At 66.5% G+C, this 23,844-nt stretch carries 35 protein-coding genes; 31 read left to right on the top strand and 4 right to left on the bottom strand.

The window, feature by feature from the left end; all coding sequences use genetic code 11:
- Positions 1 to 3: 3 nt before the first annotated feature.
- The 25 genes from C5B91_RS12420 (at position 4) to C5B91_RS12540 (ending at position 15,254) form a co-directional block, all read left to right on the top strand.
- Complete coding sequence (locus C5B91_RS12420) at positions 4 to 465, top strand: 50S ribosomal protein L22 (RefSeq protein ID WP_004042608.1); 462 nt, start codon at positions 4 to 6, stop codon at positions 463 to 465.
- Positions 465 to 1,376: a 30S ribosomal protein S3 gene (locus C5B91_RS12425; protein ID WP_008095290.1), complete on the top strand. Its 912-nt coding sequence runs from the start codon at positions 465 to 467 to the stop codon at positions 1,374 to 1,376. The genes C5B91_RS12420 and C5B91_RS12425 overlap by 1 nt, the downstream gene beginning before the upstream one ends.
- Positions 1,377 to 1,589, top strand: a complete 213-nt coding sequence (gene rpmC, locus C5B91_RS12430) for a 50S ribosomal protein L29 (protein WP_004062417.1) — start codon at positions 1,377 to 1,379, stop codon at positions 1,587 to 1,589.
- Position 1,590: 1 nt separating this feature from the next.
- Positions 1,591 to 2,022 carry a ribonuclease P protein component 1 gene (locus C5B91_RS12435; protein ID WP_008095291.1) on the top strand — a complete coding sequence of 144 codons (432 nt, stop codon included), beginning with the start codon at positions 1,591 to 1,593 and terminating at the stop codon, positions 2,020 to 2,022.
- Positions 2,013 to 2,357 (top strand): 30S ribosomal protein S17, encoded by a 345-nt coding sequence (locus C5B91_RS12440; RefSeq protein ID WP_042663561.1) that lies wholly within the window; start codon positions 2,013 to 2,015, stop codon positions 2,355 to 2,357. Before C5B91_RS12435 ends, C5B91_RS12440 begins: the two co-directional genes overlap by 10 nt.
- Positions 2,357 to 2,755 carry a 50S ribosomal protein L14 gene (locus C5B91_RS12445; RefSeq protein ID WP_004974917.1) on the top strand — a complete coding sequence of 133 codons (399 nt, stop codon included), beginning with the start codon at positions 2,357 to 2,359 and terminating at the stop codon, positions 2,753 to 2,755. The genes C5B91_RS12440 and C5B91_RS12445 overlap by 1 nt, the downstream gene beginning before the upstream one ends.
- Before the next feature lies 1 nt (position 2,756).
- Positions 2,757 to 3,113 carry a 50S ribosomal protein L24 gene (rplX, locus tag C5B91_RS12450; protein ID WP_004974918.1) on the top strand — a complete coding sequence of 119 codons (357 nt, stop codon included), beginning with the start codon at positions 2,757 to 2,759 and terminating at the stop codon, positions 3,111 to 3,113.
- Positions 3,110 to 3,853 (top strand): 30S ribosomal protein S4e, encoded by a 744-nt coding sequence (locus C5B91_RS12455; RefSeq protein WP_008095292.1) that lies wholly within the window; start codon positions 3,110 to 3,112, stop codon positions 3,851 to 3,853. Before rplX ends, C5B91_RS12455 begins: the two co-directional genes overlap by 4 nt.
- Positions 3,850 to 4,368, top strand: a complete 519-nt coding sequence (locus tag C5B91_RS12460) for a 50S ribosomal protein L5 (RefSeq protein WP_004974920.1) — start codon at positions 3,850 to 3,852, stop codon at positions 4,366 to 4,368. The genes C5B91_RS12455 and C5B91_RS12460 overlap by 4 nt, the downstream gene beginning before the upstream one ends.
- Positions 4,365 to 4,541 (top strand): 30S ribosomal protein S14, encoded by a 177-nt coding sequence (locus C5B91_RS12465; RefSeq protein WP_004042587.1) that lies wholly within the window; start codon positions 4,365 to 4,367, stop codon positions 4,539 to 4,541. Before C5B91_RS12460 ends, C5B91_RS12465 begins: the two co-directional genes overlap by 4 nt.
- A gap of 3 nt (positions 4,542 to 4,544) precedes the next feature.
- Entirely contained in the window at positions 4,545 to 4,937 is a 393-nt protein-coding gene (locus C5B91_RS12470) for a 30S ribosomal protein S8 (RefSeq protein WP_004042581.1), read from the top strand.
- Between the two features lie 4 nt (positions 4,938 to 4,941).
- Entirely contained in the window at positions 4,942 to 5,478 is a 537-nt protein-coding gene (locus C5B91_RS12475) for a 50S ribosomal protein L6 (protein ID WP_049967752.1), read from the top strand.
- On the top strand, positions 5,478 to 6,185 hold the full coding sequence (locus C5B91_RS12480; protein ID WP_004974943.1) for a 50S ribosomal protein L32e: 708 nt from the start codon (positions 5,478 to 5,480) through the stop codon (positions 6,183 to 6,185). Before C5B91_RS12475 ends, C5B91_RS12480 begins: the two co-directional genes overlap by 1 nt.
- On the top strand, positions 6,185 to 6,640 hold the full coding sequence (locus C5B91_RS12485; RefSeq protein WP_008095301.1) for a 50S ribosomal protein L19e: 456 nt from the start codon (positions 6,185 to 6,187) through the stop codon (positions 6,638 to 6,640). Before C5B91_RS12480 ends, C5B91_RS12485 begins: the two co-directional genes overlap by 1 nt.
- Positions 6,640 to 7,194: a 50S ribosomal protein L18 gene (locus tag C5B91_RS12490; RefSeq protein WP_004969595.1), complete on the top strand. Its 555-nt coding sequence runs from the start codon at positions 6,640 to 6,642 to the stop codon at positions 7,192 to 7,194. Before C5B91_RS12485 ends, C5B91_RS12490 begins: the two co-directional genes overlap by 1 nt.
- Entirely contained in the window at positions 7,191 to 7,835 is a 645-nt protein-coding gene (locus C5B91_RS12495; RefSeq protein ID WP_049905066.1) for a 30S ribosomal protein S5, read from the top strand. The genes C5B91_RS12490 and C5B91_RS12495 overlap by 4 nt, the downstream gene beginning before the upstream one ends.
- Positions 7,835 to 8,299 carry a 50S ribosomal protein L30 gene (locus C5B91_RS12500; protein ID WP_008095305.1) on the top strand — a complete coding sequence of 155 codons (465 nt, stop codon included), beginning with the start codon at positions 7,835 to 7,837 and terminating at the stop codon, positions 8,297 to 8,299. The genes C5B91_RS12495 and C5B91_RS12500 overlap by 1 nt, the downstream gene beginning before the upstream one ends.
- Positions 8,296 to 8,793, top strand: a complete 498-nt coding sequence (locus tag C5B91_RS12505; RefSeq protein WP_004974953.1) for an uL15m family ribosomal protein — start codon at positions 8,296 to 8,298, stop codon at positions 8,791 to 8,793. The genes C5B91_RS12500 and C5B91_RS12505 overlap by 4 nt, the downstream gene beginning before the upstream one ends.
- 3 nt (positions 8,794 to 8,796) lie before the next feature.
- A complete protein-coding gene (secY, locus tag C5B91_RS12510) occupies positions 8,797 to 10,266 on the top strand; it encodes a preprotein translocase subunit SecY (RefSeq protein WP_049967751.1) in 1,470 nt (489 codons plus the stop codon).
- A gap of 165 nt (positions 10,267 to 10,431) precedes the next feature.
- On the top strand, positions 10,432 to 11,154 hold the full coding sequence (locus C5B91_RS12515; RefSeq protein ID WP_115819398.1) for a hypothetical protein: 723 nt from the start codon (positions 10,432 to 10,434) through the stop codon (positions 11,152 to 11,154).
- A gap of 101 nt (positions 11,155 to 11,255) precedes the next feature.
- Positions 11,256 to 11,612: a hypothetical protein gene (locus tag C5B91_RS12520; RefSeq protein WP_004974960.1), complete on the top strand. Its 357-nt coding sequence runs from the start codon at positions 11,256 to 11,258 to the stop codon at positions 11,610 to 11,612.
- Entirely contained in the window at positions 11,609 to 12,550 is a 942-nt protein-coding gene (locus C5B91_RS12525; RefSeq protein WP_115819399.1) for an alpha/beta hydrolase, read from the top strand. The genes C5B91_RS12520 and C5B91_RS12525 overlap by 4 nt, the downstream gene beginning before the upstream one ends.
- Positions 12,551 to 12,621: 71 nt before the next feature.
- Entirely contained in the window at positions 12,622 to 13,113 is a 492-nt protein-coding gene (locus C5B91_RS12530) for a hypothetical protein (protein WP_049905067.1), read from the top strand.
- A 92-nt stretch (positions 13,114 to 13,205) separates the two neighbouring features.
- A complete protein-coding gene (locus tag C5B91_RS12535) occupies positions 13,206 to 14,447 on the top strand; it encodes a TIGR00300 family protein (RefSeq protein WP_008095352.1) in 1,242 nt (413 codons plus the stop codon).
- Between the two features lie 117 nt (positions 14,448 to 14,564).
- On the top strand, positions 14,565 to 15,254 hold the full coding sequence (locus C5B91_RS12540) for a hypothetical protein (RefSeq protein ID WP_008095354.1): 690 nt from the start codon (positions 14,565 to 14,567) through the stop codon (positions 15,252 to 15,254).
- A gap of 30 nt (positions 15,255 to 15,284) precedes the next feature.
- Here C5B91_RS12540 and C5B91_RS12545 read toward each other — a convergent pair whose 3' ends face one another.
- On the bottom strand, positions 15,285 to 15,686 hold the full coding sequence (locus tag C5B91_RS12545; RefSeq protein ID WP_008095356.1) for a universal stress protein: 402 nt from the start codon (positions 15,684 to 15,686) through the stop codon (positions 15,285 to 15,287).
- A gap of 50 nt (positions 15,687 to 15,736) precedes the next feature.
- Positions 15,737 to 15,895: a DUF1059 domain-containing protein gene (locus C5B91_RS22105; protein ID WP_158544173.1), complete on the bottom strand. Its 159-nt coding sequence runs from the start codon at positions 15,893 to 15,895 to the stop codon at positions 15,737 to 15,739.
- Positions 15,896 to 16,075: 180 nt separating this feature from the next.
- On the opposite strand from C5B91_RS22105, the gene C5B91_RS12555 reads away from it, so the two are divergent.
- The 3 genes from C5B91_RS12555 to C5B91_RS12565 all read left to right on the top strand — a co-directional run bounded on the left by C5B91_RS12555 (position 16,076) and on the right by C5B91_RS12565 (position 18,821).
- Positions 16,076 to 17,086 carry a PGF-CTERM sorting domain-containing protein gene (locus C5B91_RS12555; RefSeq protein WP_008095358.1) on the top strand — a complete coding sequence of 337 codons (1,011 nt, stop codon included), beginning with the start codon at positions 16,076 to 16,078 and terminating at the stop codon, positions 17,084 to 17,086.
- Complete coding sequence (locus tag C5B91_RS12560; protein WP_115819784.1) at positions 17,083 to 17,448, top strand: hypothetical protein; 366 nt, start codon at positions 17,083 to 17,085, stop codon at positions 17,446 to 17,448. The genes C5B91_RS12555 and C5B91_RS12560 overlap by 4 nt, the downstream gene beginning before the upstream one ends.
- A gap of 62 nt (positions 17,449 to 17,510) precedes the next feature.
- Positions 17,511 to 18,821: a phosphoribosylamine--glycine ligase gene (locus tag C5B91_RS12565; RefSeq protein WP_008095362.1), complete on the top strand. Its 1,311-nt coding sequence runs from the start codon at positions 17,511 to 17,513 to the stop codon at positions 18,819 to 18,821.
- 4 nt (positions 18,822 to 18,825) lie between these two features.
- Here C5B91_RS12565 and C5B91_RS12570 read toward each other — a convergent pair whose 3' ends face one another.
- On the bottom strand, positions 18,826 to 19,647 hold the full coding sequence (locus tag C5B91_RS12570) for a hypothetical protein (RefSeq protein WP_008095364.1): 822 nt from the start codon (positions 19,645 to 19,647) through the stop codon (positions 18,826 to 18,828).
- A gap of 75 nt (positions 19,648 to 19,722) precedes the next feature.
- Positions 19,723 to 20,415, bottom strand: coding sequence for an SDR family NAD(P)-dependent oxidoreductase (locus C5B91_RS12575; RefSeq protein WP_008095366.1), 693 nt, complete (start codon positions 20,413 to 20,415; stop codon positions 19,723 to 19,725).
- A gap of 95 nt (positions 20,416 to 20,510) precedes the next feature.
- Here C5B91_RS12575 and C5B91_RS12580 point away from each other — a divergent pair, with 95 nt between their 5' ends.
- Genes C5B91_RS12580 through cruF form a run of 3 tightly spaced genes read left to right on the top strand, consistent with a single transcriptional unit; the run spans position 20,511 to position 23,812 of the window.
- On the top strand, positions 20,511 to 22,013 hold the full coding sequence (locus C5B91_RS12580; protein WP_008095367.1) for an NAD(P)/FAD-dependent oxidoreductase: 1,503 nt from the start codon (positions 20,511 to 20,513) through the stop codon (positions 22,011 to 22,013).
- Positions 22,010 to 22,915, top strand: a complete 906-nt coding sequence (locus C5B91_RS12585) for a prenyltransferase (protein ID WP_008095369.1) — start codon at positions 22,010 to 22,012, stop codon at positions 22,913 to 22,915. The genes C5B91_RS12580 and C5B91_RS12585 overlap by 4 nt, the downstream gene beginning before the upstream one ends.
- Before the next feature lie 15 nt (positions 22,916 to 22,930).
- Positions 22,931 to 23,812, top strand: a complete 882-nt coding sequence (gene cruF, locus C5B91_RS12590; protein ID WP_008095371.1) for a bisanhydrobacterioruberin hydratase — start codon at positions 22,931 to 22,933, stop codon at positions 23,810 to 23,812.
- Positions 23,813 to 23,844 lie beyond the last annotated feature (32 nt).

Consider the following 23,844-nt stretch of genomic DNA (forward strand, 5'->3'; position numbering starts at 1 on the left):
ACCATGGGAATCAACTACAGCGTCGAGGCCGACCCGGACACCACGGCCAAGGGTATGCTCCGGGACCGGCCCATCAGCATCAAGCACAGCAAGGCCATCTCCCGAGCCATCAAGGGGATGCCCGTCGCCGACGCAGAGGAGTACCTCGAAGCCGTCATCGACGGCGAGCGGTCGGTTCCGTTCAAGCAGCACAACTCCGGTGTCGGTCACCGAAGCGACATCGACGGCTGGGACGCGGGACGGTACCCCGAGAAGGCGTCCAAGGCGTTCCTCGAACTCCTCGAAAACGTTCGCAACAACGCGACCGAACAAGGGTTCGACGGACCGGCCATGGAGATCAAGCACGTCGCCGCCCACAAGGTCGGCGAACGTCAGGGTCGCAAGCCCCGCGCCTTCGGTCGGGCGGACCCGTGGAACACCCCAATCTGTGACGTCGAACTCATCATCGAAGAGGTCGAGGAATAATGGCTGACGAACACCAATTCATCGAGAACGGACTGCAGCGGTCCCAGATCGACGAGTTCTTCGCAGAAGAGCTCGGCCGAGCGGGCTACGGCGGCATGGACGTCGCCAAGACGCCGATGGGCACCCAGATCGTGCTCAAGGCCGAAAAGCCCGGGATGGTCATCGGGAAAGGCGGGAAGAACATCCGTAAGGTCACCCGCGAACTCGAAGAGCGATTCAACCTCGACGACCCCCAGATCGACGTGCAGGAAGTCGACGAGCCGGACCTCAACGCCCGGATCGTCGCCGACCGCCTCGCCAACGCGCTCGAGCGCGGCTGGTACTTCCGTAAGGCGGGCCACACGACCATCGACCGCATCATGGACGCCGGCGCCCTCGGTGCCGAAATCGTCCTCTCCGGTAAGGTCACGGGCGCTCGCTCCCGCGTTGAGAAGTTCAACCGCGGCTACATCAAGCACAACGGCGAGCCCGCACAGGAGATCGTCGACGAGGGCCAGGGCGTCGCAGTCATGAAGCTCGGCACCATCGGCGTGACGGTCAAGATCATCCCGCCGGGTGCGAAGCTCCCCGACGACTTCGAAGTCGAGGAAGACGCGAACCCCGAAGCGGTCGAACAGATCGAAGAGACCGAGAGCGTCGAGGACCTCCTCGAAGAGGAGCCGGAGGAGGTTCCGGACGTCTCCGAGGAGGCCGACGCCGAGACGGACGCAGTCGACGAAGACGTCGTCGAGGAAGCGGCCGTCGAAGCGGTCGAAGAAGAAGTCGTCGACGAAGCCGACGACGAGGACGACGAAGCGGTCGAGGAAGTCGTCGACGACGACGAAGAACTCGACGAAGACGTCGCCGAAGAGGCGGCCGACCTCGTCGCGGAGATGGAAGACGACGACGAAGAAGAAACGGAGGAAGAATAAATGGCGATCCTCTACACCGAAGAGATTCGCGACATGACGCCCGCAGAGCGCACCGCCGAGCTCGAAGAGCTCGAGACGGAGCTGCTCAACGCGAAGGCCGTGCAGGCCGCGGGTGGCGCGCCGGAGAACCCCGGCCGCGTCTCTGAACTGAAGAAGACCATCGCCCGAATCAAGACGATTCAGGGCGAAGAAGGCGACCTCGACGAAGAATAAAATGCCACTTACACCCGAGACCCTCACGCGACACGAGCTCAACGGCCTCCACGTGGAGGTCGTCGACGCGGCGAACCCCGACCTCGTCGGGATAGCCGGTCGCATCGTCGTCGAGACGATGCACACGCTCATGGTCGACGACGGGTCCCGGGTGCGGCAGGTGCCGAAACGAGGGGCGACCTTCGAATTCGAGATTCCGCGTACAGATGAAGCCGCCGGCGCCGCGAAGGCGTCGGGGACCGCGTCCAAACTTCGGTCGGATACTACTGGCGGATTTGATGCCAGTCAGTCTGATCGGCTCGCCGACTCATCATCGGCAGCTTCCCCTTCAGGGAATTGCGAGGGCGCGGCCTACGTTACGGTGGATGGCGCACAACTGCTCTCACGACCCGCCCTGCGCACCGAAACTACAGGTGACTCGAAATGGCGATAGGACTTGACGTTCCAATGCCTCCGGAACCTGACGATTCCGAGGCTTACGACTACGAAAAATGTCCGTTCTACGGCTCGCTCTCCGTCCGGGGTCAGACCCTGGAGGGGACAGTCGTCTCGACGGACATGGCAAAGACCGTCATCGTCGAGCGGGAGTACGACGTATTCGTTCCGAAGTACGACCGCTACATGAAGCGACGTTCCCGCATCCCGGCACACGTGCCGGGCGTGCTCGACGACGTCGCTGTCGGTGACGAAGTAACGATTGCGGAGACCCGACCTCTCTCGAAGACGAAATCCCACGTCGTCGTCGAGATTATCGGAGGTGACGAGTGATGGAAGCGCTCAAAGCGGACATCACCAAGGGTGTCGCCCGTGGCTCGCTGGTCACGTGCGCCGACAACACCGGCGCTCGTGAACTGAAGATTATCAGCGTCGCGGGTTACTCCGGCACGAAGAACCGCCACCCCAAGGCAGGCATCGGGAACAAGGTGACCGTCTCGGTCACCAAAGGTACCCCCGAGATGCGCCGCCAGGTGCTCGAAGCGGTCATCGTCCGCCAGCGGAAATCCATCCGCAGGCCCGATGGCACGCGTGTGAAGTTCGAGGACAACGCCGCCGTCATCATCGACGAGATGGAAGAGCCTCGCGGGACCGAAATCAAGGGTCCCGTCGCACGCGAAGTCGCCGAGCGCTTCGGGAGTATCGCATCGACGGCTACGATGATTGTATAGTATGACTCGACAACCGCGCAAACAGCGAACCCAGATTCGCGACGCGCCGCTCCACGAGCGGCAAAAGCAGGTCCGCGCACCGCTGTCGGACGACCTCAGCGAGGAGTACGGCAGCCGTAACGTCCGCGTCAACGCGGGCGACACGGTCGAGGTGCTCCGCGGCGACTTCGCCGGCGAAGAAAGCGAAGTCACCGAGGTCGACCTCACCGACGCCGTCATCTACGTCGACGGCGTCACCGTTGAGAAAGCCGACGGCGAGGAGGTCCCACGCCCCCTTCAGGCCAGTAACGTCCGCGTGACGGAACTGGACCTCGAAGACGACGTGCGCGAGGCCCGACTCAAGGAGGATAACGAATGACTCGACACCAGAAGCGACTGTCCGTACCGAAGTCCTGGCCGGTCGAGCGCAAGACAGGCACGTTCACGGTCAAGGCCGGAGCGGGTCCGCACGGCGAAGAGGGGGTTCCCCTCCTCATCGTCCTGCGCGACGTGCTCGGCTACGTGGACTCGAAGAAGGAGGCCCAGTACGCCCTCAACCACCAGAGCATTCTGGTCAACGGCGACGTGGCCTCCGACGTCCGCCGTCCTATCGGGATGTTCGACATCCTGGCGTTCGTCCAGCGAGAGGAGTACTACCGCGTCTTCCCCGACGAGGGAGGCCGCCTGGCGCTGACCCCCATCGACGCCGACTCGGCATCCAGCCGTCTCGGTAAGATCGTGAACAAGACGCAGGTCGGCGGTGGCGACTTCCAGCTGACGCTCCACGACGGGGCGACCCTCATCGTCGAGGACGCCTCGGAGTACAGCGGCAAGGACTCCATCGTCGTCGACAACGAGACGAAGGACGTCGTCGCGCACTTCCCCTACGAAGAAGGCGCGCTCGTCACGGCCGTCAACGGGCGGCACTCCGGCGAGATCGGCGAAATCACCGAGATTATCGTCACGCCCGGAAGCGGAAACAACTCCGTTGTCGTCGAGACCGAAGACGGCGAGTTCGAGACGGTCGAACAGTACGTCGTCGTCATCGACGAGAACTTCACGGGTTCGGACGACGAGTCCGAAGCACGTCAGGCTACTGACGGCGGTGATGACGAATGAGCGAGGCTGACTTCCACGCGATGCGCGACCCGCGCATCGAGAAGGTCGTCGTCCACATGGGCGTCGGCGAAGGTGGTCGCGAACTCGCGAAGGCCGAGGACATCCTCGAGGAGATCACCGGTCAGGAGAGCGTTCGCACGATCTCCGGCCGCGCCTCGCAGGACTTCGGCGTCCGCCGCGGCGAACCCGTCGGCGCGAAGGTCACCCTCCGTGGTGACACCGCCGTCGAGTTCCTCGAAACCGCACTCCCCATCGCGGACCTCTCCGTCTCGTCGTTCGACCAGACGGGCAACTTCGGCTTCGGCGTCGAAGAGCACACGGAGTTCCCGAGCCAGGAGTACGACCCGCAGATCGGTATCTACGGGCTGGACGTGACGGTCAACCTCGTCCGCCCCGGCTACCGAGTGAAAAAGCGCGACAAGCGTTCCCGTCAGATTCCGTCGTCCCACCGGATGACCGTCGAGGACGCCGTCGCGTTCATCGAGTCCACGTTCGACGTGGAGGTTGAAGAATGAGCGATAGCGAAACAGAACAGACGGGCGAGCACGCATCCCGCCGCACCGGCCAGGAGAACGAGTGCCGGCGCTGCGGTCGAAAGCAGGGACTTGTCAGCAAGTACGACATCAACCTGTGCCGCCAGTGCTTCCGAGAGATCGCCCGCGAGATGGGATTCAAGAAGTACCGATAAGCAATGGCTGACAACGACCCACTCAGTAGCGCTCTCTCCGGTGTGGACAACGCCGAGAGCGTCGGACATCTGTCCCACGAGATCCAGCCCGCCTCCAACATCATCGGCTCCGTCCTCGAGGTCTTCTACGACCGCGGGTACATCGACGGCTTCGAGTTCGTCGACGACGGCAAGGCCGGTCTGTTCGAGGTCGAACTGAAAGGCGCAATCAACGATTGTGGCGTCGTCAAGCCCCGGTATTCCGCCGGAGCCGACGACTTCGAGAAATGGGAGAAGCGATTCCTCCCCGCCCGTGACTACGGCGCGCTCATCGTCACGACGAGCCACGGCGTCATGAGCCATTACGAGGCCCGCGAGAAGGGCATCGGTGGCCAGATCATCGCCTACGTCTACTAGAACAATGAGCCGAATAGAAATCGAAACCCCAGACGAGGTATCCGCCGAGGTCAAAAACCTCGAGCTCACCATCGAGGGCCCCAACGGAAGCGTCACCAAGCGCCTCTGGTACCCGAACGTCTCGGTCTCCGCCGAAGACGACGCTATCGTCATCGAGAGCGACGTCGAGAACGCGAAGACCAACGCGACCATCGGTACCTTCGAGAGCCACGTGAACAACATGCTTCACGGCGCGACCGAGGGGTGGGAGTACAAGATGGAAGTCCACTACGCTCACTTCCCGATGCAGGTTAGCGTCGAAGGCAGCGACGTGGTCATCAAGAACTTCCTCGGCGAGAAGTCCCCGCGACGAGCGCAGATTCGCGGCGACACGGACGTACAGGTCGACGGCGAAGAACTCACCCTGACGGGCTCCAACAAGGAGGACGTCGGGCAGACCGCCGCCGACATCGAACAACTCACCCGCGTCAAGGACAAGGACACTCGCGTGTTCACCGACGGCGTGTACATCACCCAGAAACCGCAGACTGGTGATGCCTAATGTCGGAAGAAATCACCGAACTCGAAGACATCAGCGGCGTCGGCCCGTCGAAGGCCGACGCGCTCCGCGAAGCCGGCTTCGAGAGCGTCGACGACGTACAGGCCGCGAGCCAGTCCGAACTGGCCGAGGTCGACGGCATCGGTAACGCGCTCGCCGCGCGTATCAAAGCCGACGTCGGTGGCCTCGAGGTCTCCGACGAGGCCGAGGCCGAAGTCGAAGACGAGTCCGAAGCCGAGCCAGAGGAAGAGGAAGCCGAAGAGGTCGAGACGGAGCTTCAGCCCCGCGGTCACGCGGACAAGAAGCCCCAGCTCGACGAGGAAACCGCGGAAGCCCTGGCGCAGAAGCGCCGCGAGGGCAAGCCGCAGTTCAATCGGCAGGACCACCACAAGAAGAAGCGCACGCCCACGTCGTGGCGTCGCCCCCGTGGTGGGCTCTCCAAACAGCGTATCGGCATCAAGGGCAAGGGCCCCAAGGTCGAGGCGGGCTACCGCACGCCGAAGGCCGCCCGCGGCCTACACCCGTCGGGCTTCGAGGAGGTCCGCGTGTTCAACACGGACGACCTCGAAGGCATCGACGGCGATACGCAGGCAGTTCGCATCGCCTCCTCGGTCGGAGCGCGCAAGCGCGAGCGTATCGAGGAAGCGTGTGAGGACCGCGAGATTCGCGTCCTCAACCCCACCTACGTCGAAGTCGAGGTGGACAACTGATGACGGACCTCAAAGCGCAGAAGCGAATGGCGGCCGACGTCCTTGACGTCGGCAAGGGTCGAGTTTGGTTCGACCCAGAGGAACAGGCCGAAATCGCGGAGGCCATCACGCGCGAAGACATCCGTGAACTCGTCGACGAGGGCACGATTCGCGCCAAGGACGCCAAGGGCAACTCGAAGGGTCGCGCACGCGAGCGCGCCGCCAAGCGTTCCTACGGTCACCGCAAGGGTGCCGGCTCCCGCAAGGGCCGTTCCGGCGCTCGACAGAACAAGAAAGACGCATGGGTCAGCCGAATCCGCGCCCAGCGCCGTCGCCTGAAGGAGCTTCGCGAGGACGGAACGCTCGACCGTTCCCAGTACCGCTCGCTCTACAACAAGGCGTCCGGTGGCGAATTCGATAGCGTGGACCGGCTCGAAGCGTACATTCAGAACAACTACCAGGTGGAGATTCAATAATGGCGACCGGACCACGATACAAGGTTCCGATGCGGCGTCGCCGCGAAGTCCGGACCGATTACCATCAAAGGTTGCGCCTGCTGAAATCGGGCAAGCCCCGCCTCGTTGCTCGCGTGAGCAACAAGCACGTCAGGGCGCAGCTGGTCACTCCGGGCCCGCAGGGCGACGAGACCCACGCTGCAGCGACCTCTGCCGACCTCGACGAGTACGGCTGGGAAGCCCCCACGGGCAACCTCCCGAGCGCGTACCTCACGGGGTATCTGGCAGGTAAGCGGGCGCTGGCCGCCGGCGTCGAGGAAGCGGTCCTCGACATCGGCCTCAACACGGCCACGCCCGGAAACAAGGTCTTCGCGGTGCAGGAGGGTGCTATCGACGCTGGCCTCGAAATCCCCCACAACGACGCAGTACTCGCTGATTGGGACCGCAACCGCGGTGTCCACATCGCCGAGTACGCAGAGCAGCTCGACGAGCCGCTCTACAGTGGAGACTTCGATGCCACGAACCTCCCCGACCACTTCGACGAAGTGCTCGGGAACCTTCAGGAGGACGAATGAGCAGAAATAACAACGGCTGGGAGCCGCGAACGCGGCTCGGCCGCATGGTGCAGAACGGCGACGTCACGTCGATGGACCAGGCGCTCGAGACGGGACTTCCGCTCAAGGAACCCCAGCTCGTCGACCAGCTCCTTCCCGGACTGGACGACGAGGTGCTCGACATCAACATGGTCCAGCGCATGACCGACTCCGGCCGCCGGGTGAAGTTCCGGTGTGTCGTCGCAGTCGGGAACCGTGACGGCTACCTCGGCTACGCTGAGGCCCGCGACGACCAGGTCGGCGGTGCCATCCAGAAAGCCATCGAGGTGGCGAAACTGAACATCATCAAGGTAGACCGCGGCTCGGGGTCGTGGGAAGACCGCGCAGGCGGCCTCAACTCCCTCTCGCGCAAGGCAGAGGGGAAGGCCGGCTCCGTGACGGTCCGCATCATCCCCGCCCCGCAGGGTCTCGGCCTCGCGGCCGCAGAGACCGTCCGGAACATCCTCGAACTCGCCGGCATCCAGGACGCCTGGACCAAGAGCGACGGGAACACCCGGACCACGGTCAACCTCGCGAAGGCGACCTACAACGCGCTCAAGAACGCGTCGCAGTCCCGTACGCCCCAGCGCGCTCGTGAAGTGCGTCAGGAGGTGCGCGAATAATGCAGGCTATCGTTCAGCTTCGCGGTGAAGTCAACATCGCACAGGACGTCCGCGACACGCTCACGATGCTCAACATCCACCGCGTGAACCACGCGACGTTCGTGCCGGAAACGGACGCCTACCGCGGGATGATCTCGAAGGTCAACGACTTCGTCGCGCACGGCGAGCCGAGCGTCGACGTCGTCGAGACCCTCATCAGCACGCGCGCCGAGCCCGAGCAGGGCGACGGCGACATCACCGACGAGTGGGTCTCCGAGAACACCGACTACGACGACGTGGCCGCGCTCGCGCAGGCCATCGTCGACGAGGAGACGACGCTGCGAAAGCAGGGCGTCTCGCCCGTGCTCCGTCTGCACCCGCCGCGCGGCGGTCACCGCGGACAGAAGCACGTCACCAAGGAAGGTGGCCAACTCGGAAAGCACAGCACCGAACAGATCGACGAGCTCCTGGAGGACATGCGATGACGTCCAAGAAGCGACGCCAACGCGGTTCCCGCACGCACAGCGGCGGTACGCACAAGAACCGACGCGGTGCTGGTCACCGCGGCGGTCGCGGCCGCGCCGGACGCGACAAACACGAGTTCCACAACTACGAGCCGCTCGGCAAGCACGGCTTCAAGCGACCGGACGTCCTGCAGGACGACGTCGCCGAAGTCAAGATCCAGAAGCTCGACGAGGACGCGGCGCTCCTCGCGGCCGACGGAGTCGCCGAGAAGGACGGCGACACCTACACCATCGACGCCCGTGACGTGGCCGAGGACGGCTGGGAAGCGGACGTCGTGAAGGTGCTCGGTGGCGGGCAGGTTCGTAACGAACTGCACGTCGTCGCCGACGCCTTCACCGCCGGTGCCGTCGAACTTATCGAAGAGGCGGGCGGCAACGCCGAACTCTCCGAACGCGCCGAAGAAGCGGCGGAGGCCGAGGAATCGGCCGACGCCGACGAGGACGACGAGGAATAAATCATGGGATGGAAGGACGCCGCCGAACCAGTGCTGGCGCGGATGCCCGCAGTCGCCCGACCGGAGGGACACGTACCGTTCCGCCGGAAGCTCGGGTGGACTGGCGGGATCCTCGTTCTGTACTTCTTCCTGACGAACGTGACGCTGTTCGGTGTCGACGCCGCGACCGCGAACGACCTGTTCGGTCGGTTCCGGTCCATCTTGGCCGGCCAGCAGGGCTCGGTGCTCCAACTGGGTATCGGCCCAATCGTCACGGCGAGCATCGTCCTACAACTGCTTGGCGGTGCTGACCTGCTCGGGCTCGACACGGACAACAACCCGCGCGACCAGATCCTCTACCAGGGACTGCAGAAGCTGCTCGTCGGGGTCATGATCGTCCTGACGGGTCTGCCGATGGTGTTTGCCGGCAACTTCCTGCCGGCCGACCAGGCCGTAGCGGCGTCGCTCGGCATCGGTACGCTCGGCGTGAAGGGACTCATCTTCGCGCAGATCGCCGTCGGTGGTGTCCTCATCCTGTTCATGGACGAGATCGTCAGCAAGTGGGGCGTCGGCTCCGGGGTCGGCCTGTTCATTATCGCCGGCGTCAGCCAGCAGCTCGTCGGTGGGCTGTTCAGTTGGGAGGGCCTCGGCGGCGCGTCCGGGTTCTTCCCGACGTGGATCGGTATCGTCACCGGTGCCATCGAACTGCCTGCCTCGCCGACCGACCTGCTGTCGACGATCTTCCTCGGTCAGGGACAACTGCTCGCGCTCATCACGACGGTGCTCATCTTCGGCATCGTCGTCTACGCCGAGAGCGTCCGCGTCGAGATTCCCCTCTCGCACGCCCGCGTGAAGGGTGCCCGCGGTCGCTTCCCGGTCAAGCTCATCTACGCGAGCGTCCTGCCGATGATCCTCGTTCGCGCCCTGCAGGCGAACATCCAGTTCCTCGGGCGCATCCTCAACAACTCGTGGGCCGCCATGCCAGCGTGGCTCGGCCAGTACACGAGCGGACAGGTCACCGGTGGCCTGTTCTACTACCTCGCGCCCATCCAGTCGCGGTCCGACTGGATGTGGTTCCTCGGGCTCACGTCGGCCGACCCGCTCGACATCGCCATCCGCGTGCTCATCGACCTGGTCTTCATGATCGTCGGTGGCGCGGTGTTCGCGATATTCTGGGTCGAGACGACGGGTATGGGTCCGGAATCGACCGCGCGACAGATTCAGAACTCCGGGATGCAGATTCCCGGGTTCCGACGCAACCCGCAGGTCATCGAGAAGGTCATGGAGCGGTACATCCCGCAAGTGACCGTCATCGGTGGCGCGCTCGTCGGCCTGCTCGCCGTCATGGCGAACATGCTCGGCACCATCGGCGCAGTCTCCGGGACGGGGCTGCTCCTTACGGTCTCCATCACGTACAAGCTGTACGAGGAGATCGCGGAGGAACAGCTCATGGAGATGCACCCGATGATGCGCAACATGTTCGGCTCCGAATAGCGGGCACCGACGCGCTCGACTGCCGCCGCACGCTCGCGGCGAACGTCACTTCCACATCACCTCATTTCTGACGCGCTCGCACCGAGAGCGGCGCGGCCGCCTCGGATCGCCCGTACCGCCGGACAATCCGGTCACTTTTGACTGCCGCCGCCGGAACAGCGGGGTATGCACGAGGGGCGACTCGCAGTCGACATCGAGACGGCCAGCCCGAACGGCCCGCCGAGCGACTTCCGGAACACCGACGACTTCGAGTTGGTCGCCGTCGGCCTCGGCCACCGTGGCGACGGCGACGACCCCGAGGTCGAAGTCGAAGTGCTCCTCCGCGACGGCGACTGGTCGCTTGAACACACCGCCGACCTCCTCCGACGGGTCGTCGAGTGGTGCGAGACGCGCGACGAGGGCGTCGTCACCTACAACGGCGAGTACTTCGACGAACACCACCTCCGCGCGTGGGCCGACCGCGTCGCCGACGCCGGCGTCTGGGCGGACGCGCCGCGTCGAATCGACGCGCTGTTCGCCGACCACGTCGACCTCGGAACCCTCGCCGCGGACGCGTACCCGGAGGCGGTCCGTCCGAACCGCGACATTCCGGCGCTGTGGAAGGCGTGCAAGGAAGCCGGCGTCGACCAGCCGACCGTCTGGTACGACGACTACGACCTCCCGGCGGGCTACCTCGAACGCCTCGGCATCGAGGACGGCCACGTCAAGGGAGCCCACGTCGGGGAGGCGTTGGGCGAGGCGTACGTCGACGGCGTGGTCGCGGGGCTCGACCACACGCGGACGCACGCCGAACTCACTCGGCTCCTCGTCGACTACGCCGCCGGTGACATCGAACCGCTGTTTTCGCTCCACGACGCGCTCCGCCGGGCCGACGCGAGCGCGGACTGAGTCGTTTCGCCCCTGCCGACCCGGCCCGACGCCGTCGTCGGACCCGCGCGTCGTCCTGTCTCGCGGCAAACGTTTAGCCGCCGGCAGTCGTATCGCGTGGTATGAACGACCTCGAACCGGCGGCCGCCGTCGAGGAGGCGCTCCGCGGCAACGGCATCAGCGTCGAGTCAGTCTCGCTCGACGACGCCGTCTCGCTGACCTATCTCACGGCGTTCCCGGACGTCGAACCCGACCACGGCGAAGTCGGCCGCGCCGTCACGGCCTTCCTCGACCTCGCTCGCGACGACGAGTTCAACCCGAGGACCGTCGAGGCGACGGTGCTCCGAAGCGAGGGCGACGTGCAGGCGACGTGGACGCTCGAAGCCGACTGGATTCGCGCGTACAACGACTACTCGCTGGGCGACGAGGAACTGTCCCAACGCGTTCTCGACAGCCTCTACGAGGAGGGAGACGCGTGAGTGCGTGGCGTCACCGCGGCGAGCCCTCCGCCGCGCGCGGCCCGCGTCGGCCCTCGCACTTCGAGTACTCGCGCGTCTCGCTGACCTTCGAGAGCGAGGGGACGAACTGCGCGGGCTGGCTCTATCGCCCCGACGGCGTCGAGTCGCCGCCGGTAGTCGTCATGGCGGGCGAACTCGCGGCGGAGCGTCGCTTCGGGCTTCGACCCTACGCCGAGCGACTGGCCGAGGCGGGCTACGCGGCGTTCCTCTTCGACTACCGGAACACCGGTGACTCCAACGGGGAGCCCCGGAATCTCGTAGCCCCCGACTCGCAGGTCGCCGACTGGCACGCCGCGCTCGACGGACTCCGCGGGCGCGACGAAATCGACTCGCGCTCGCTCGTCCTCTGGGGCGCGGGGCTCTCCGGCGGCTACGCGCTCCGCGCGGCGGCCGAAGACGGTCGGGTCGCCGCGGTCGTCGCCCAGAACCCCATGCTCGACGGAAAGGCGGTCACGCGGGGCCGAGGCGTCAAAGGGACGCTCGCGGCGGTCGCGGCCGCCGTTCGCGACAAACTCCAGTCGCGGCTCCTCGGCCCGTATCGCGTCCCCGTCGTCGGCGACGGCTCGTCGATGGCGGTCTTCGAGGACCCCGGCGTGCGCGCCGCCTACCGCGACCTCGTGCCGCCGGGGAGCGCGTGGCGCGACGAGACGCCCGCTCGGCTGTTCCTCTCGCTGCTCCGCTACCGGGCGCTCCCCGACCCGGAGGCCGTCACCTGCCCGACGCTCCTCGTCTCGGGGACGCGCGACGACCTCGCGCCCGCCGACGCGGTGGCCGACCTCGCCGACGAGCTACCGGAGTCGACGCTGGTCGAACTCCCCGCCGGCCACTTCGACCACTACGACCGGGTGTTCGAACAGACGTTCGGCCACCTCCTGTCGTTCCTCCGAACGGTTCGCTGACGGGGGACAAGTCACCCCGTTGAACGCTCGCGCGAACCATTATGTCCTCGCCCGGCCTATACCACACAGAAATGTCCACATCCACACGTTTCGTCTCGTTGTTCCTCGCCGTCGCGCTCGTCGCGGTGGCCGCGTCCGCCCCGGTGTTCGCACAGGAGTCCGAGACGCCGAGCGACGAGGAGATGCAACAGCTCCTCGAAGAGGGCGTCGCGCTGTACAACGACAACGTCGAACAGCTCGACGTCTCGTTCGCGCGGAGCCTCATCGCCGGGAAGACGGTGAACGTCTACGTCGAAGACGGCGACGAGACGCACGTGTTCTCGGCGTCGGTGCAAGACGACATGCGCATCGACGACATCTCGACCGGTCCCAACGACGAGGCCTCGACCCGAATCACGACGGACCGACAGACCCTCGAAACCATCGCCGACTCGTCTGACCCGCTCGCCGAGGTTCAAGACGCTCTCGCCGACGATCGCATCCGCGTCTCCGGCGAACGGGGTCACCCCGTCGACCAGGTCGTCTGGACCGTCGCCAACACGTTCAAGGGCTTCTTCCTCTGAACACGGGCAGAACCGAACTTCGTCCGACCCCGTCTTTTCTCCGCGTCATCGCGTCCGTAACCCACTTTGCCGCCTCCCCCGTCTCTCCGTCGATGACGTTCACGCGCACGGTCGAACTCGACGGCCACATCATCGACTCGGGGATGATGCAACAGGCCATGGGCATCGTGATGGACCTCGGGGGGGACTTCGACGTCGAGCAGTTCGACGTCGGCCGGCAGAAAGACGAGACCTCCTACTGCCGGATGTCGGTGTCCGCGGACGACCGCGAGACGCTCCAGGAGATACTGCACGAACTCCACCAAATCGGCGCGAACCTCACTGACCCCGTCGACGCGCGCGTCGAGGCCTCGCCCGCCGACCGGGTCGTCCCCGTGGGCTTTTACTCGACGACGAACCACCCGACCGACGTTCGGTATCAAGGCGAGTGGCTCCCGGTCGAGGACATCGAGATGGACTGCGCGATAGTCGTCGAGGAGACCGACGACGGCCCGCGGGCCTACACGAAGGTCCTCAACGGCATCGAGGAGGGCGACCTCGTCGTCACCGACGAGGCGGGGATTCGCGTCAAGCCGCCGGAGCGCCCCCGAGACGCCTCCGGTCCCTTCGGGTTCATGCAGGGCGGCGTCTCCTCGGAGCGACCGTCGGAGTCGCTCATCGGCGAGGTGGCCGACGCGCTCCGCGAGACCAAAGCCGATGGCGGGAACGTCCTCGTCGTCGCTGGGCCGGCGCTCATCCACTCGGGCGGCGGCGACGCCCTCGCAGAACTCGTCCGCGAGGGCTACGTGGACATGATTTCCGCCGGTAACGGCTTCGCCACCCACGACATCGAACGCGGGCTGTACGGCACCTCTCTCGGGATGGACATGGAGACGATGGAACACCCCCGAAAGGGACACAAACACCACATCTACACCATCAGCGAGGTCATCCGCGCCGGCGGTATCGCCGAGGCCGTCGAGGAGGGACTCATCAAAGAGGGCGTGATGTACGAGTGCGTGAAAAACGACGTGCCGTACGTCCTCGCGGGGTCGATTCGAGACGACGGCCCGCTTCCGGACACCATCACCGACACCATCGAGGCGCAGAACGCCATCCGCGAGCAGGCCCACCGCGCCGACATGGTGCTCATGCTCTCGACGCTCCTGCACTCGGTCGCCGTCGGCAACTGCTTGCCCTCGACGGCGAAGACCGTCTGCGTGGACATCAACCCCGCGACCGTCACGCAACTGCTCGACCGCGGCTCCTCGCAGGCCATCGGCATGGTCACGGACATCGGGACGTTCGTGCCGACGCTCGCCGAGAAGGTGCTCGAAGCCGACGGCGAGAGCTGAGCGGGTCGCTCGCGGGTCGCGTCGTGCGCCCCCGTCTGACGTGTCTATTATGACCCCGGGTGGCCTCTCGTGTCCTGTATGCAACCCACAGCAGCGCGAGTGCTTCTCGCGGCACTCATGGTTCTCCTCGCCGGGTGCGGGGGCGGTGTCGGCGGCGACGCCACGACCGCAACCGACGCATCGACGGGTGCGACAGACGCGACCGCGACAGCCACCGACGGCGAATCGGCCGACCAGAGCGGCGACGGCGACGCCGAACGGGCCTCGTTTTCGTTCAACGGGACGTGGGACCAGCGGTACCGGACCGGGCAGTACTACCGCTACGACATCACGAGTCCGAGCATCGATGGCACCGCTACCTACGAGTGGGAGGTCGTCTCCGCGACCGACGACGAGGTGACGATTCGGACGAAACTGGTCACGCCCAACACGACGAGCGAGCAGACCGTGAGCGCGCCGCCGGACGAGATTTACGGCGAACTCGCCGGAAGCCCGTCGGGGTCGGTCGCTACCATCGGCTTCGACTCGCCGTACTACAGCGGGGTCGACGGCGAGACGCTCCGCGTCGGCGACGGCTGGGAGGCCTCGGGCGAAAACGGCAACGTGAGCTTCAAAGTCGAGGAGATATCCACCTACGCCGGCCTGGAGTGCGCGAACTTCGTCGTCCGGACGAACGGGAGCGTCTTCTGGGAGAGCTGCGTCACGCCGGAGAGCCCGCTGCCGGGCTACATGGCGTTCTACGAGGAGGAAGGCGACGAAGAGCCCGCGTTCGAGATGGTGCTCGTCGAGTACCGAGCCGGAGACTAACGCGGCCGCGGGCGACCTCGGACGCGACGATTAGACTTTTTCCAGCGGGACGACCGCCATCGGGATGTTCGAGTTCAACAGCACGTCCTGTGCCGTGCTGCCGAAGACGATTTTCGAGGTCGGATTGCGCTTTCGGACGCCGATGACGATTTCGTCCGCGTCCTGTTCGTCGGCGCACTGGAGGATGTCGTCGGCGGCGTCGTTACCGCGGATGTACTGGTGAGTCTCCACGTCCACGAGGTCGCCGAGGCGGGAGACGACGACGTTCAGGGCGTCCTCGCCGTCGCGAACGTCCTCGCTGTCGGTCTCGTCGCCGCCGCGGTGGGAGTTGACGACGTGGAGCACGTCGCCGGCGTCGATTCGTCGCGAGAGATAGTCGCAGACTTCGGCGCTGGTGTGGACCGAGTTCGTCCCGATAACGTATGTTGCCATGCCACATATCGCTACGCCGTCCTATAAAAATCCACGCCCGACCGCGCTCGTCAGGCCTGCTTCATCATCGCCAGCACGTCGTCTCTCGTCATCTCTTTTCCGTGCTCGTCGTGGGCGTGGTGCTGAATCACTTTCACGACCTCGTTTCTGTTCTCAGAGGTCACGCTGAACCCGCACGAACACGTCGCCTGTTGCATCGCCTTCGACATGGTAGCAGAGATAGGCGCCCCGAGAGCAAAGCGTGTGTTCACACTCGTCGTGACACTCCCGCTGACGGGCGGGTCCCCGCGGCCACGGTGTCTCTGCGGCCGTGGTCTCGCCGTTGTGTCGCCCGCTCCGCCAACCCATCGGGGACAAAACATATACCCGACCGTAAATGTCAGTCGGGTATGGAAAGAAACGCCCTCCTCACGGCCGGGGCGGTCGGCGTCGTCGTCGTGGCGCTCGTCGCCGCCGCCGTCGTTCCGGGGGTCGTCGCGGACCCGACCGACGACGGCCCCGTCCGTCCCGGACCGGTGGACGTCGCCGGCGTCTCCATCGCGGCCGGACAGGCGACGGGGGAGACGGTCACGCTCGAAATCGAGACCAGAATCGACCACCGAGGTAACCCCACGCAGAACGTGAGCGTCCTCGTCCGCGCCGTCGACGCCGAGTCGGGGCTGTTGACGACGACGCAGGAACTCGACGTCGGGACGCTCTCCAAGGACGGTGAGGTGGCGACGACGACCAACCTCACGGTCCCCCGCGAGGGCGGCTACGACATCGAGGTCGTCCTCTACAGCGACGACGAGCGGGTCGACCAGGCGCGAAAGAGCGTCCGCGGCGTCTCGGCCATCAAGCCGCCGTACCTCCGGTCGACCACCTCGTTCACCGACAGCGAGGCGCTCCCGCCCGTCTCCTTCGCCATCGCCGAGGCCGGCGAGGACCGGACGACGCTCGACCTGACGGCGACGCTGACGAACGCCGGCGACGACCCGGCCGAGGACCTCTCGGTGCTGTTCGTCCTCCGGCAGGCCGAATCGAACATCGTGGCCTCCCGGACGACGGTCGACGCGGGGACCATCGCGGCCGGCCGGACCGAGACGGTGGACGCGTCGGCGAGCGTCCCGAACGACTACAACTACTACATCGACGCCGTGTTGCTCCGCGACGGGGTCGTCATCGACACCGCCCGCGGCGCGGCGAACCTGAACCCAACGAGGACGATTAGCGTGAACCAGACCAGAGAGGACGTGGAACTCCGCGTCGAAGACTTCGAGAACGGCGACGGCGGCGACGCGCCGCAGCGAACCGACTACGAGCGGACCGAGACCTCCTCGGCGGCACCGGGCTTCGGCCCGATAGTGGCCGTCGTCGGACTTCTCGTGGCCGTCTTCGCCACCCGGAGGTGGTCGAAATGAGCGACGAGACGCGGACGGAGGGAGCGCAGTCGACGACTGACGAGCCACCGACGACCGACGATGACGCGTCCGGGGTGGACAGACTTCGAGAGCCCACACCGGACCCGACCGACGAGGAAGAAGGCGAGAACCGCGAGTTCGCGGAGCGGATGCGCCGCTACCTCGACTACGCGGTCCTCGCGGGACTGCTGTTGCTCGCGCTCATCGCGGCGCTACAGTTCTACCTCAACGCCAGCCAGACCATCACGACGTGGGTGAACCCCGAGTACCGCGCGCCGTTCCAAGCGGCGTTCAACCTCGTGTTGCTCCTCGGGGCGGCGCTCGGCGTCTCCATCCAGCTTCGCCGGCTGACGAGCGACTGAGCGGTCGCCGAGGTAGCTCTCGCCACACACACAGTTTTCAGGCCGCCGCCCGACACCTTTGTGTGAACTTCCTTTTCGTGTCGGCGGACGCCGCGCTCATCACCGACCTCGCGTGGCAGGTCCACAGAGAGGGCCACGACGTTCGGTACTACATCGAAGCCGAGCGCGACAAAGAGATCGGCGACGGCTTCGTCCCGAAGACCGACGACTGGCGCGCGGAGGTCGAGTGGGCCGACGTGACCGTCTTCGACGACATCTGGGTCGGCTCCGACATCGGCACCGGCGCGCTGGCGCAGGAACTTCGCGAGGAGGGACACGCCGTCGTCGGCGGGACGCCCAACACCGACCGCCTCGAAGAGGACCGCGGCTACGCGATGGACGTGCTGGAGTCCCACGGCGTGAACACGGTCGAACAGCGCGTCTTCCACGACTTCGACGAGGGCATCGAGTACGTCCGGCGGAACCGCGCCCCCTACGTCATCAAGCCGCTCGGCGAGGTGCAGAACGTCAAGCGACTCCTCTACGTCGGCAACGAGGACGACGGCAGCGACGTGGTCGAGGTGCTCCGCGCGTACAAGCAGGCGTGGGGCCACCGAATGAAGGGCTTTCAGCTCCAGCGGAAGGTCGAAGGCGTCGAAATCGCCGTCTGCGGCTTCTTCAACGGGGAGACGTTCGTCGACCCGGTGAACTTCAACTTCGAGCACAAGAAACTGTTTCCGGGCAACATCGGCCCCTCGACCGGCGAGATGGGAACCTCGATGTTCTGGGCCGGGCGGAACCGGCTGTTCGAGGAGACGCTGGGTCGACTCGAATCGTGGCTCGCCGAGGAGGGCTACGTCGGGAGTATCGACATCAACTGCATCGTCAACGAACACGGCATCTATCCGCTGGAGTTCACGCCGCGGTTCGGCTACCCGACGATTACGCTCCAAGAAGAGTCCTTCGAGTCGTCGACGGCGCAGTTCTTCTACGACCTCGCCCACGGCAACGACCCCGAACTATCGGTCCACGGCGGCTACCAGATCGCGGTCCGCATCGTCCTGCCGCCGTTTCCCTTCACCGACGAGAAGACCTACGACGAGAACTCCCGCAACGCGGCGGTCGTCTTCGAGACCGACAGCCGCGAGGGCGTCCACATCGAGGACGCGAAACTCGTCGACGGGCAGTGGCGCGCCGCCGGCGAGAGCGGCATCCCGCTCGTCGTCACCGGGAAGGGCGAGACGATGCAGGAGGCGAGAAAACAGGCGTACGACCGCGTCGACGACATCGTCATCCCGAACCTGTACTACCGCGACGACATCGGCGAGCGCTGGATAGACGGCGACGGCGACCGACTGCTCGCGTGGGGCTACCTCGGCCCGACCGGCCAGTAGTCGATTAGTTGAGCACCAGCCACGCGACGAAGACGGCGAGCCCGCCGACGGCGGTGCTCACCGCGGCGTGGAACCGGAGACGGTCGAGAATCGCGTGGGCGTGGCCGTCTTCGACCGACAGCAGTTCGTGAATCTCGCTACCGATTTCACAGCGCGGGAGGAAGTCCATGGCGACGTGGAGGAAGACGCCGGAGGCGAAGCCGAAGACGAGCCCGCGGAAGGCACCGGTCGCCGGGAGCGACACGGCGCTGGAGACGATGGCGGCGATGCCGAGACCCGCCGCGGGGAGGAGAAGCGGGGCGACGGATTTGCCCTGTCCCGAGAGCCGCCGGGCGGCGGCGTAGCCGGCCGGGCCTTTGTGCGAGACGATGGCGAGTCCGAGGCCGACGCCCACGTCGATGTTCCCGTAGACGATACCGATAATCGCGCCCGCGGAGATGGCGTGCGCCGAGAGTTCGGTCACGGTGCGGTCAACGGGGAAGTCCATGTGGGCGAAGCGGTGGCCGACGGTGTGAGCGGCGAAGCCGGCGAGGATGCCGAAGGCGATGCCGAAGCCGCCGAACTGGGTGTGGTGGCCGAGCGCCTGCGGGACCAGAAACACCGCGGCGCTCGTCACCATCGCGCCGCTGGCGAGGCCGTAGCCCCAGACGAGTCCCTCGGCGTGCTCGGCCCGGCTGCGCGCGCCGAAGGGCGCGGCGAGCGCCATCGCGCCGAAGGCGGCCCACGAGACGACGAGCAGGTTCCACGCCTCGGCGCTCGCGGCGTACGCGGAGAGCGCGACGAGTGCCACGACGCTCCCCACGCCGATGGCCGTCGAACGGTTCATATTGTGAACGAACTGGTTCGGATTAATAAGGGGCGCGGTTCCGGCGGGATGGGGGAGTCGAAGCTGCGAGAACCCTCACCGCGTCGCTTTCTTCCAGACCCTGCGGTCCGCGATGTCGCCGTCGAACTCGGCGGGGTCGGCGTCGGTCGCCGCCCAGACGAACAGGTCGGCTACGTCGTCGGGGTCGCGGCCCTGTCCGCCGGTGAGGTCGGTGGCGACGAGACCGGGGTCGACCACGGTCACGGTCTGGTCGCAGTCGGCGGCGAACTGTCGGACGAGCGCCTCGGCGGCCGCCTTGGAGACGGCGTACGCCCCCATTCCCGGCTTCGCCTCACGAGCGATTGAGCCGGAGGGCACGAGGATGCGCCCGTCGTCGGCCATGTGCGGGAGCGCCTCTTTGACCGCCGCGAAGACGCCGCGAACGTTGGTCCGGAGCGTGTCGTCGAACGCCGCGTAGGACTCTTCGGGCGCGGGCATCTCGCCGGGCGTCCCGTGGGCGACGGCGGCGTTGGCGACGAGCACGTCGATGTGCCCGCCGGCGCGGGCCGCCGTCTCCATCAGTCGCTCCATGTCGAGTTCGTCGCGCACGTCGGCGCGGACGGCGCTCGCGGTCCCGCCGTCGGCCTCGATGTCGTCGACGACCGACTGGAGGGCGTCGCCGTCGCGGGCGCAGGCGACGACCGTCGCGCCGGCGCGACCGAGGGCGCGCGCGACCGCCGCGCCGATTCCGGAACTCGCGCCTGTGACCACCGCGGTGGTGTCGTTCATGCGGGGCCGTAAGGAGGGACCGAGCCTAAAGCTACCCCCCGACGGCGGTCGATTCGGTCAGTCGATTTATGTTCTCTACGTCCTTACGAACGGACATGAATTCTGTCTCGGCTCTCGACTCCCTCGCCGGCGAGTCCGTCGTCGTCGTCGGCGGCGGGTTCGGCGGCCTCTCGACGGCGTGCTACCTCGCGGACGCCGGTGCCGACGTGACGCTGTTGGAGAAGAACGAACAGCTCGGCGGCCGAGCCAGCACGCTCGAACGCGACGGCTTCCGGTTCGACATGGGGCCGTCGTGGTACCTCATGCCCGACGTGTTCGAGCGCTTCTTCGCCTACTTCGGCAAGCGGCCTGAGGACTACTACGGGCTGACCCGACTCGACCCGCACTACCGCATCTTCTTCAAGGACGGCGACCGCGTGGACATGCTCCCCGAGGTCGAGGCCAACAAGGCCACCTTCGAGTCCTACGAGCCCGGCGCGGGCGACAGGCTCGACGACTACCTCCGGAAGGCCGAGCGGAACTACCGCATCGGGATGGAGCACTTCGTCTACACCGACCGCCCGGAGCTGACCGACTACATCGACCTCGACGTGTTCCGGTACTCGTGGGGGCTGTCGCTCGTCGGCTCGATGCAGGACCACGTCGAGAAGTACTTCGACCACCCGAAGCTCCAGCAGATAATGCAGTACACGCTGGTGTTCCTCGGCGGCGCGCCGAACAACACGCCGGCGCTCTACAACCTCATGAGCCACGTGGACTTCAACATGGGCGTCTACTACCCCGACGGCGGCCTCGCGGGCGTCGTCGACGCCATCGTCGACCTCGCCGAGGAGCTGGGCGTCGAGTTCCACACCGACTCGCCCGTGGCCGAAATCGCCGGTCGCCGCGGCGGGTTCGCCGTCCGCACCGAAGACGGCCGCGAGTTCCTCTGCGACCAGGTCGTCTCCGACGCCGACTACGCCCACACCGAACAGGAACTCCTCCCGGAGAAGAAGCGCCAGTACGACGCCGACTACTGGGACTCCCGAACGTACGCCCCCTCGGCGTTCCTGCTCTACCTCGGCGTCGAGGGCGACGTGGACGAACTCGCCCACCACACGCTCGTGTTACCCACCGACTGGGACGACCACTTCGAGACGATATTCGAAGACCCCGCGTGGCCCGACGACCCCGCGTACTACCTCTGTGTCCCCTCGAAGACCGACGACACGGTCGCTCCGGAGGGCCACAGCAACCTGTTCGCGCTCGTCCCCATCGCGGCCGGGCTGGAGGACACGCCGGAACTCCGCGAGAGCTACCGCGACCTCGTCCTCGCCGACATCGCCGACAACACCGGCGTCGACCTCCGCGACAGAATCGTCGTCGAGGAGTCGTTCTGCGTGAACGACTTCAAGGAGCGCTACAACAGCACGCAGGGAACCGCCCTCGGACTCGCCCACACGCTGTTCCAGACGGCGCTCCTCCGCCCGCCGCACGGCTCCGAGACGGTCGACGGCCTCTACTTCACCGGCTCGTTTACCACGCCGGGCATCGGCGTCCCGATGTGTCTCATCAGCGGTCAACTCACCGCCGAGGAGATGGCCGAAGACGCGAGATGAGCGCCGATATGGCCGCACAGAGCGAGTCCGGCGAGGGCGGCGACGACGGACGAGCAGACGGCGGTCTCCGAGACCGACTCGTCTACCTCGCGGTCCTCTCGCGGCCCCGGTTCTGGCTCTACCTCGCCGGCCCCGTCGTCGTCGGCGTCGCGGCCGCCGCGAGCGCCCCCGCCGACCTGTTCGGCCTCGAACCCGTCGCCCTGTTCGCGTACTTCCTCGTCCCCGCGAACGTCTTTCTCTACGGCGTCAACGACGTGTTCGACGCCGACGTGGACGAAGCGAACCCGAAGAAGGACGACCGCGAGGCCCGCTGGCGCGGCGACCCCGTGAACACCGTCGTCGTCGCCGCGAGCGGCCTGCTCGGAGTCGGCCTGTTCGCCGTCGCTCCGCGGGTGGCGTGGCCGTGGCTCGCCGCGCACTTCTTCCTCGCCGTCGAGTACAGCGCGCCGCCGTTTCGGTTCAAGACGACGCCGCTTCTCGACTCGGTCTCGAACGGCCTGTACGTCCTGCCGGGCGTCGCCGCCTACGCGGCCGTTTCGGGGTCGAACCCCCCGATGCTCGCCGTCGCGGGCGCGTGGCTCTGGACGATGGGGATGCACACGTTCTCCGCGATTCCCGACATCGAGCCGGACCGCGAGGCCGGCATTCGAACGACCGCGACGGCCCTCGGCGAGCGGCGGACCTACTGGTACTGCGCCGCGACGTGGGTTCTCGCGGCCGTCGCCTTCGCCGCGGTCGACCCCCGACTCGGCGCGCTCTTGGCGGCCTATCCGGTCGTCGTCCTCGGTATCGCCACCTCCGGCGTCGACGTGGACCGGGCGTACTGGTGGTACCCCGTTATCAACACCGTCGTCGGCATGCTCATCACCCTCGGGGCTCTCTGGAGGCTCGTCAATGGGTGAACCGGAGGTGCGGCCGTGAGCGCGAGCGACCTGCGAGCGCGGCTGCCGTCTACCCGCGGTGAAGCGGAGGCGGCGCTCGACCGACTCGTGCGCGACAACCGCTTTACCATCTCGGTGTTCTTCCCGCTGAACGGCGCGGTGCTCCTCGTCGCCAGCGCGATGGGCTGGCTCCCCGACCCGCTGGCGTTCAACGCGTTTCTCATCCTCCTCGGGACGTTCGTGATGCGCTCGCCGCTCATCGTGGGCGTCCTCCCGCTCGTGACCAGACGTGCCGCTCTCGGCGTCGGCGCGCTCACCGCGTACGCCTACGCCATCGAGTACACCGGCGTCACCACGGGCTGGCCGTACGGCTGGTTCCACTACGGCGTCGACCTCGGGCCGACGGTCGCCGGGGTTCCTATCGGCTTGCCGGTGTTTTTCATCCCGCTCGTCATGAACGCCTACCTGCTGTGTCTGCTCTTGCTGGGCGACCGCGCCCGCAACGGGGCCGTCCGCCTCGGCGTCGTCATCGCGGCCGTCCTCGCCATGGACGTGGTGCTGGACCCCGGCGCGGTCGCGCTCGGCTTCTGGGAGTACTACCGCCTCGCCGACGACGCGGTGCTGTTCTACGGCGTCCCGCTTTCGAACTACGCCGGTTGGGTCGTCAGCGCGACCGTCGCCGTCGTCGCGCTCGATTGGTCGTTCGACCGCGAGGCGCTTCTCGCGCGACTCGACCGCACGGAGTTCATGCTCGACGACCTGGTGAGCTTCGTCATCCTCTGGGGCGGCATCAACGCGTGGTTCGGCAACTGGATTCCCGTCGCGGTCGCGGCGCTGTTCGGCGTCGGACTGCTCAAGACGGACCGGTTCGACTCGCGGCTTCTGCGGCTTCCGCGGCGGTTGCCGTGGCGCTCCTGAACGGCGGGATTCCCTCGCGCTCGCGCCCGTCT

It is taken from the genome of Haloferax sp. Atlit-10N (assembly GCF_003586325.1).
GTDB lineage: Archaea > Halobacteriota > Halobacteria > Halobacteriales > Haloferacaceae > Haloferax > Haloferax prahovense.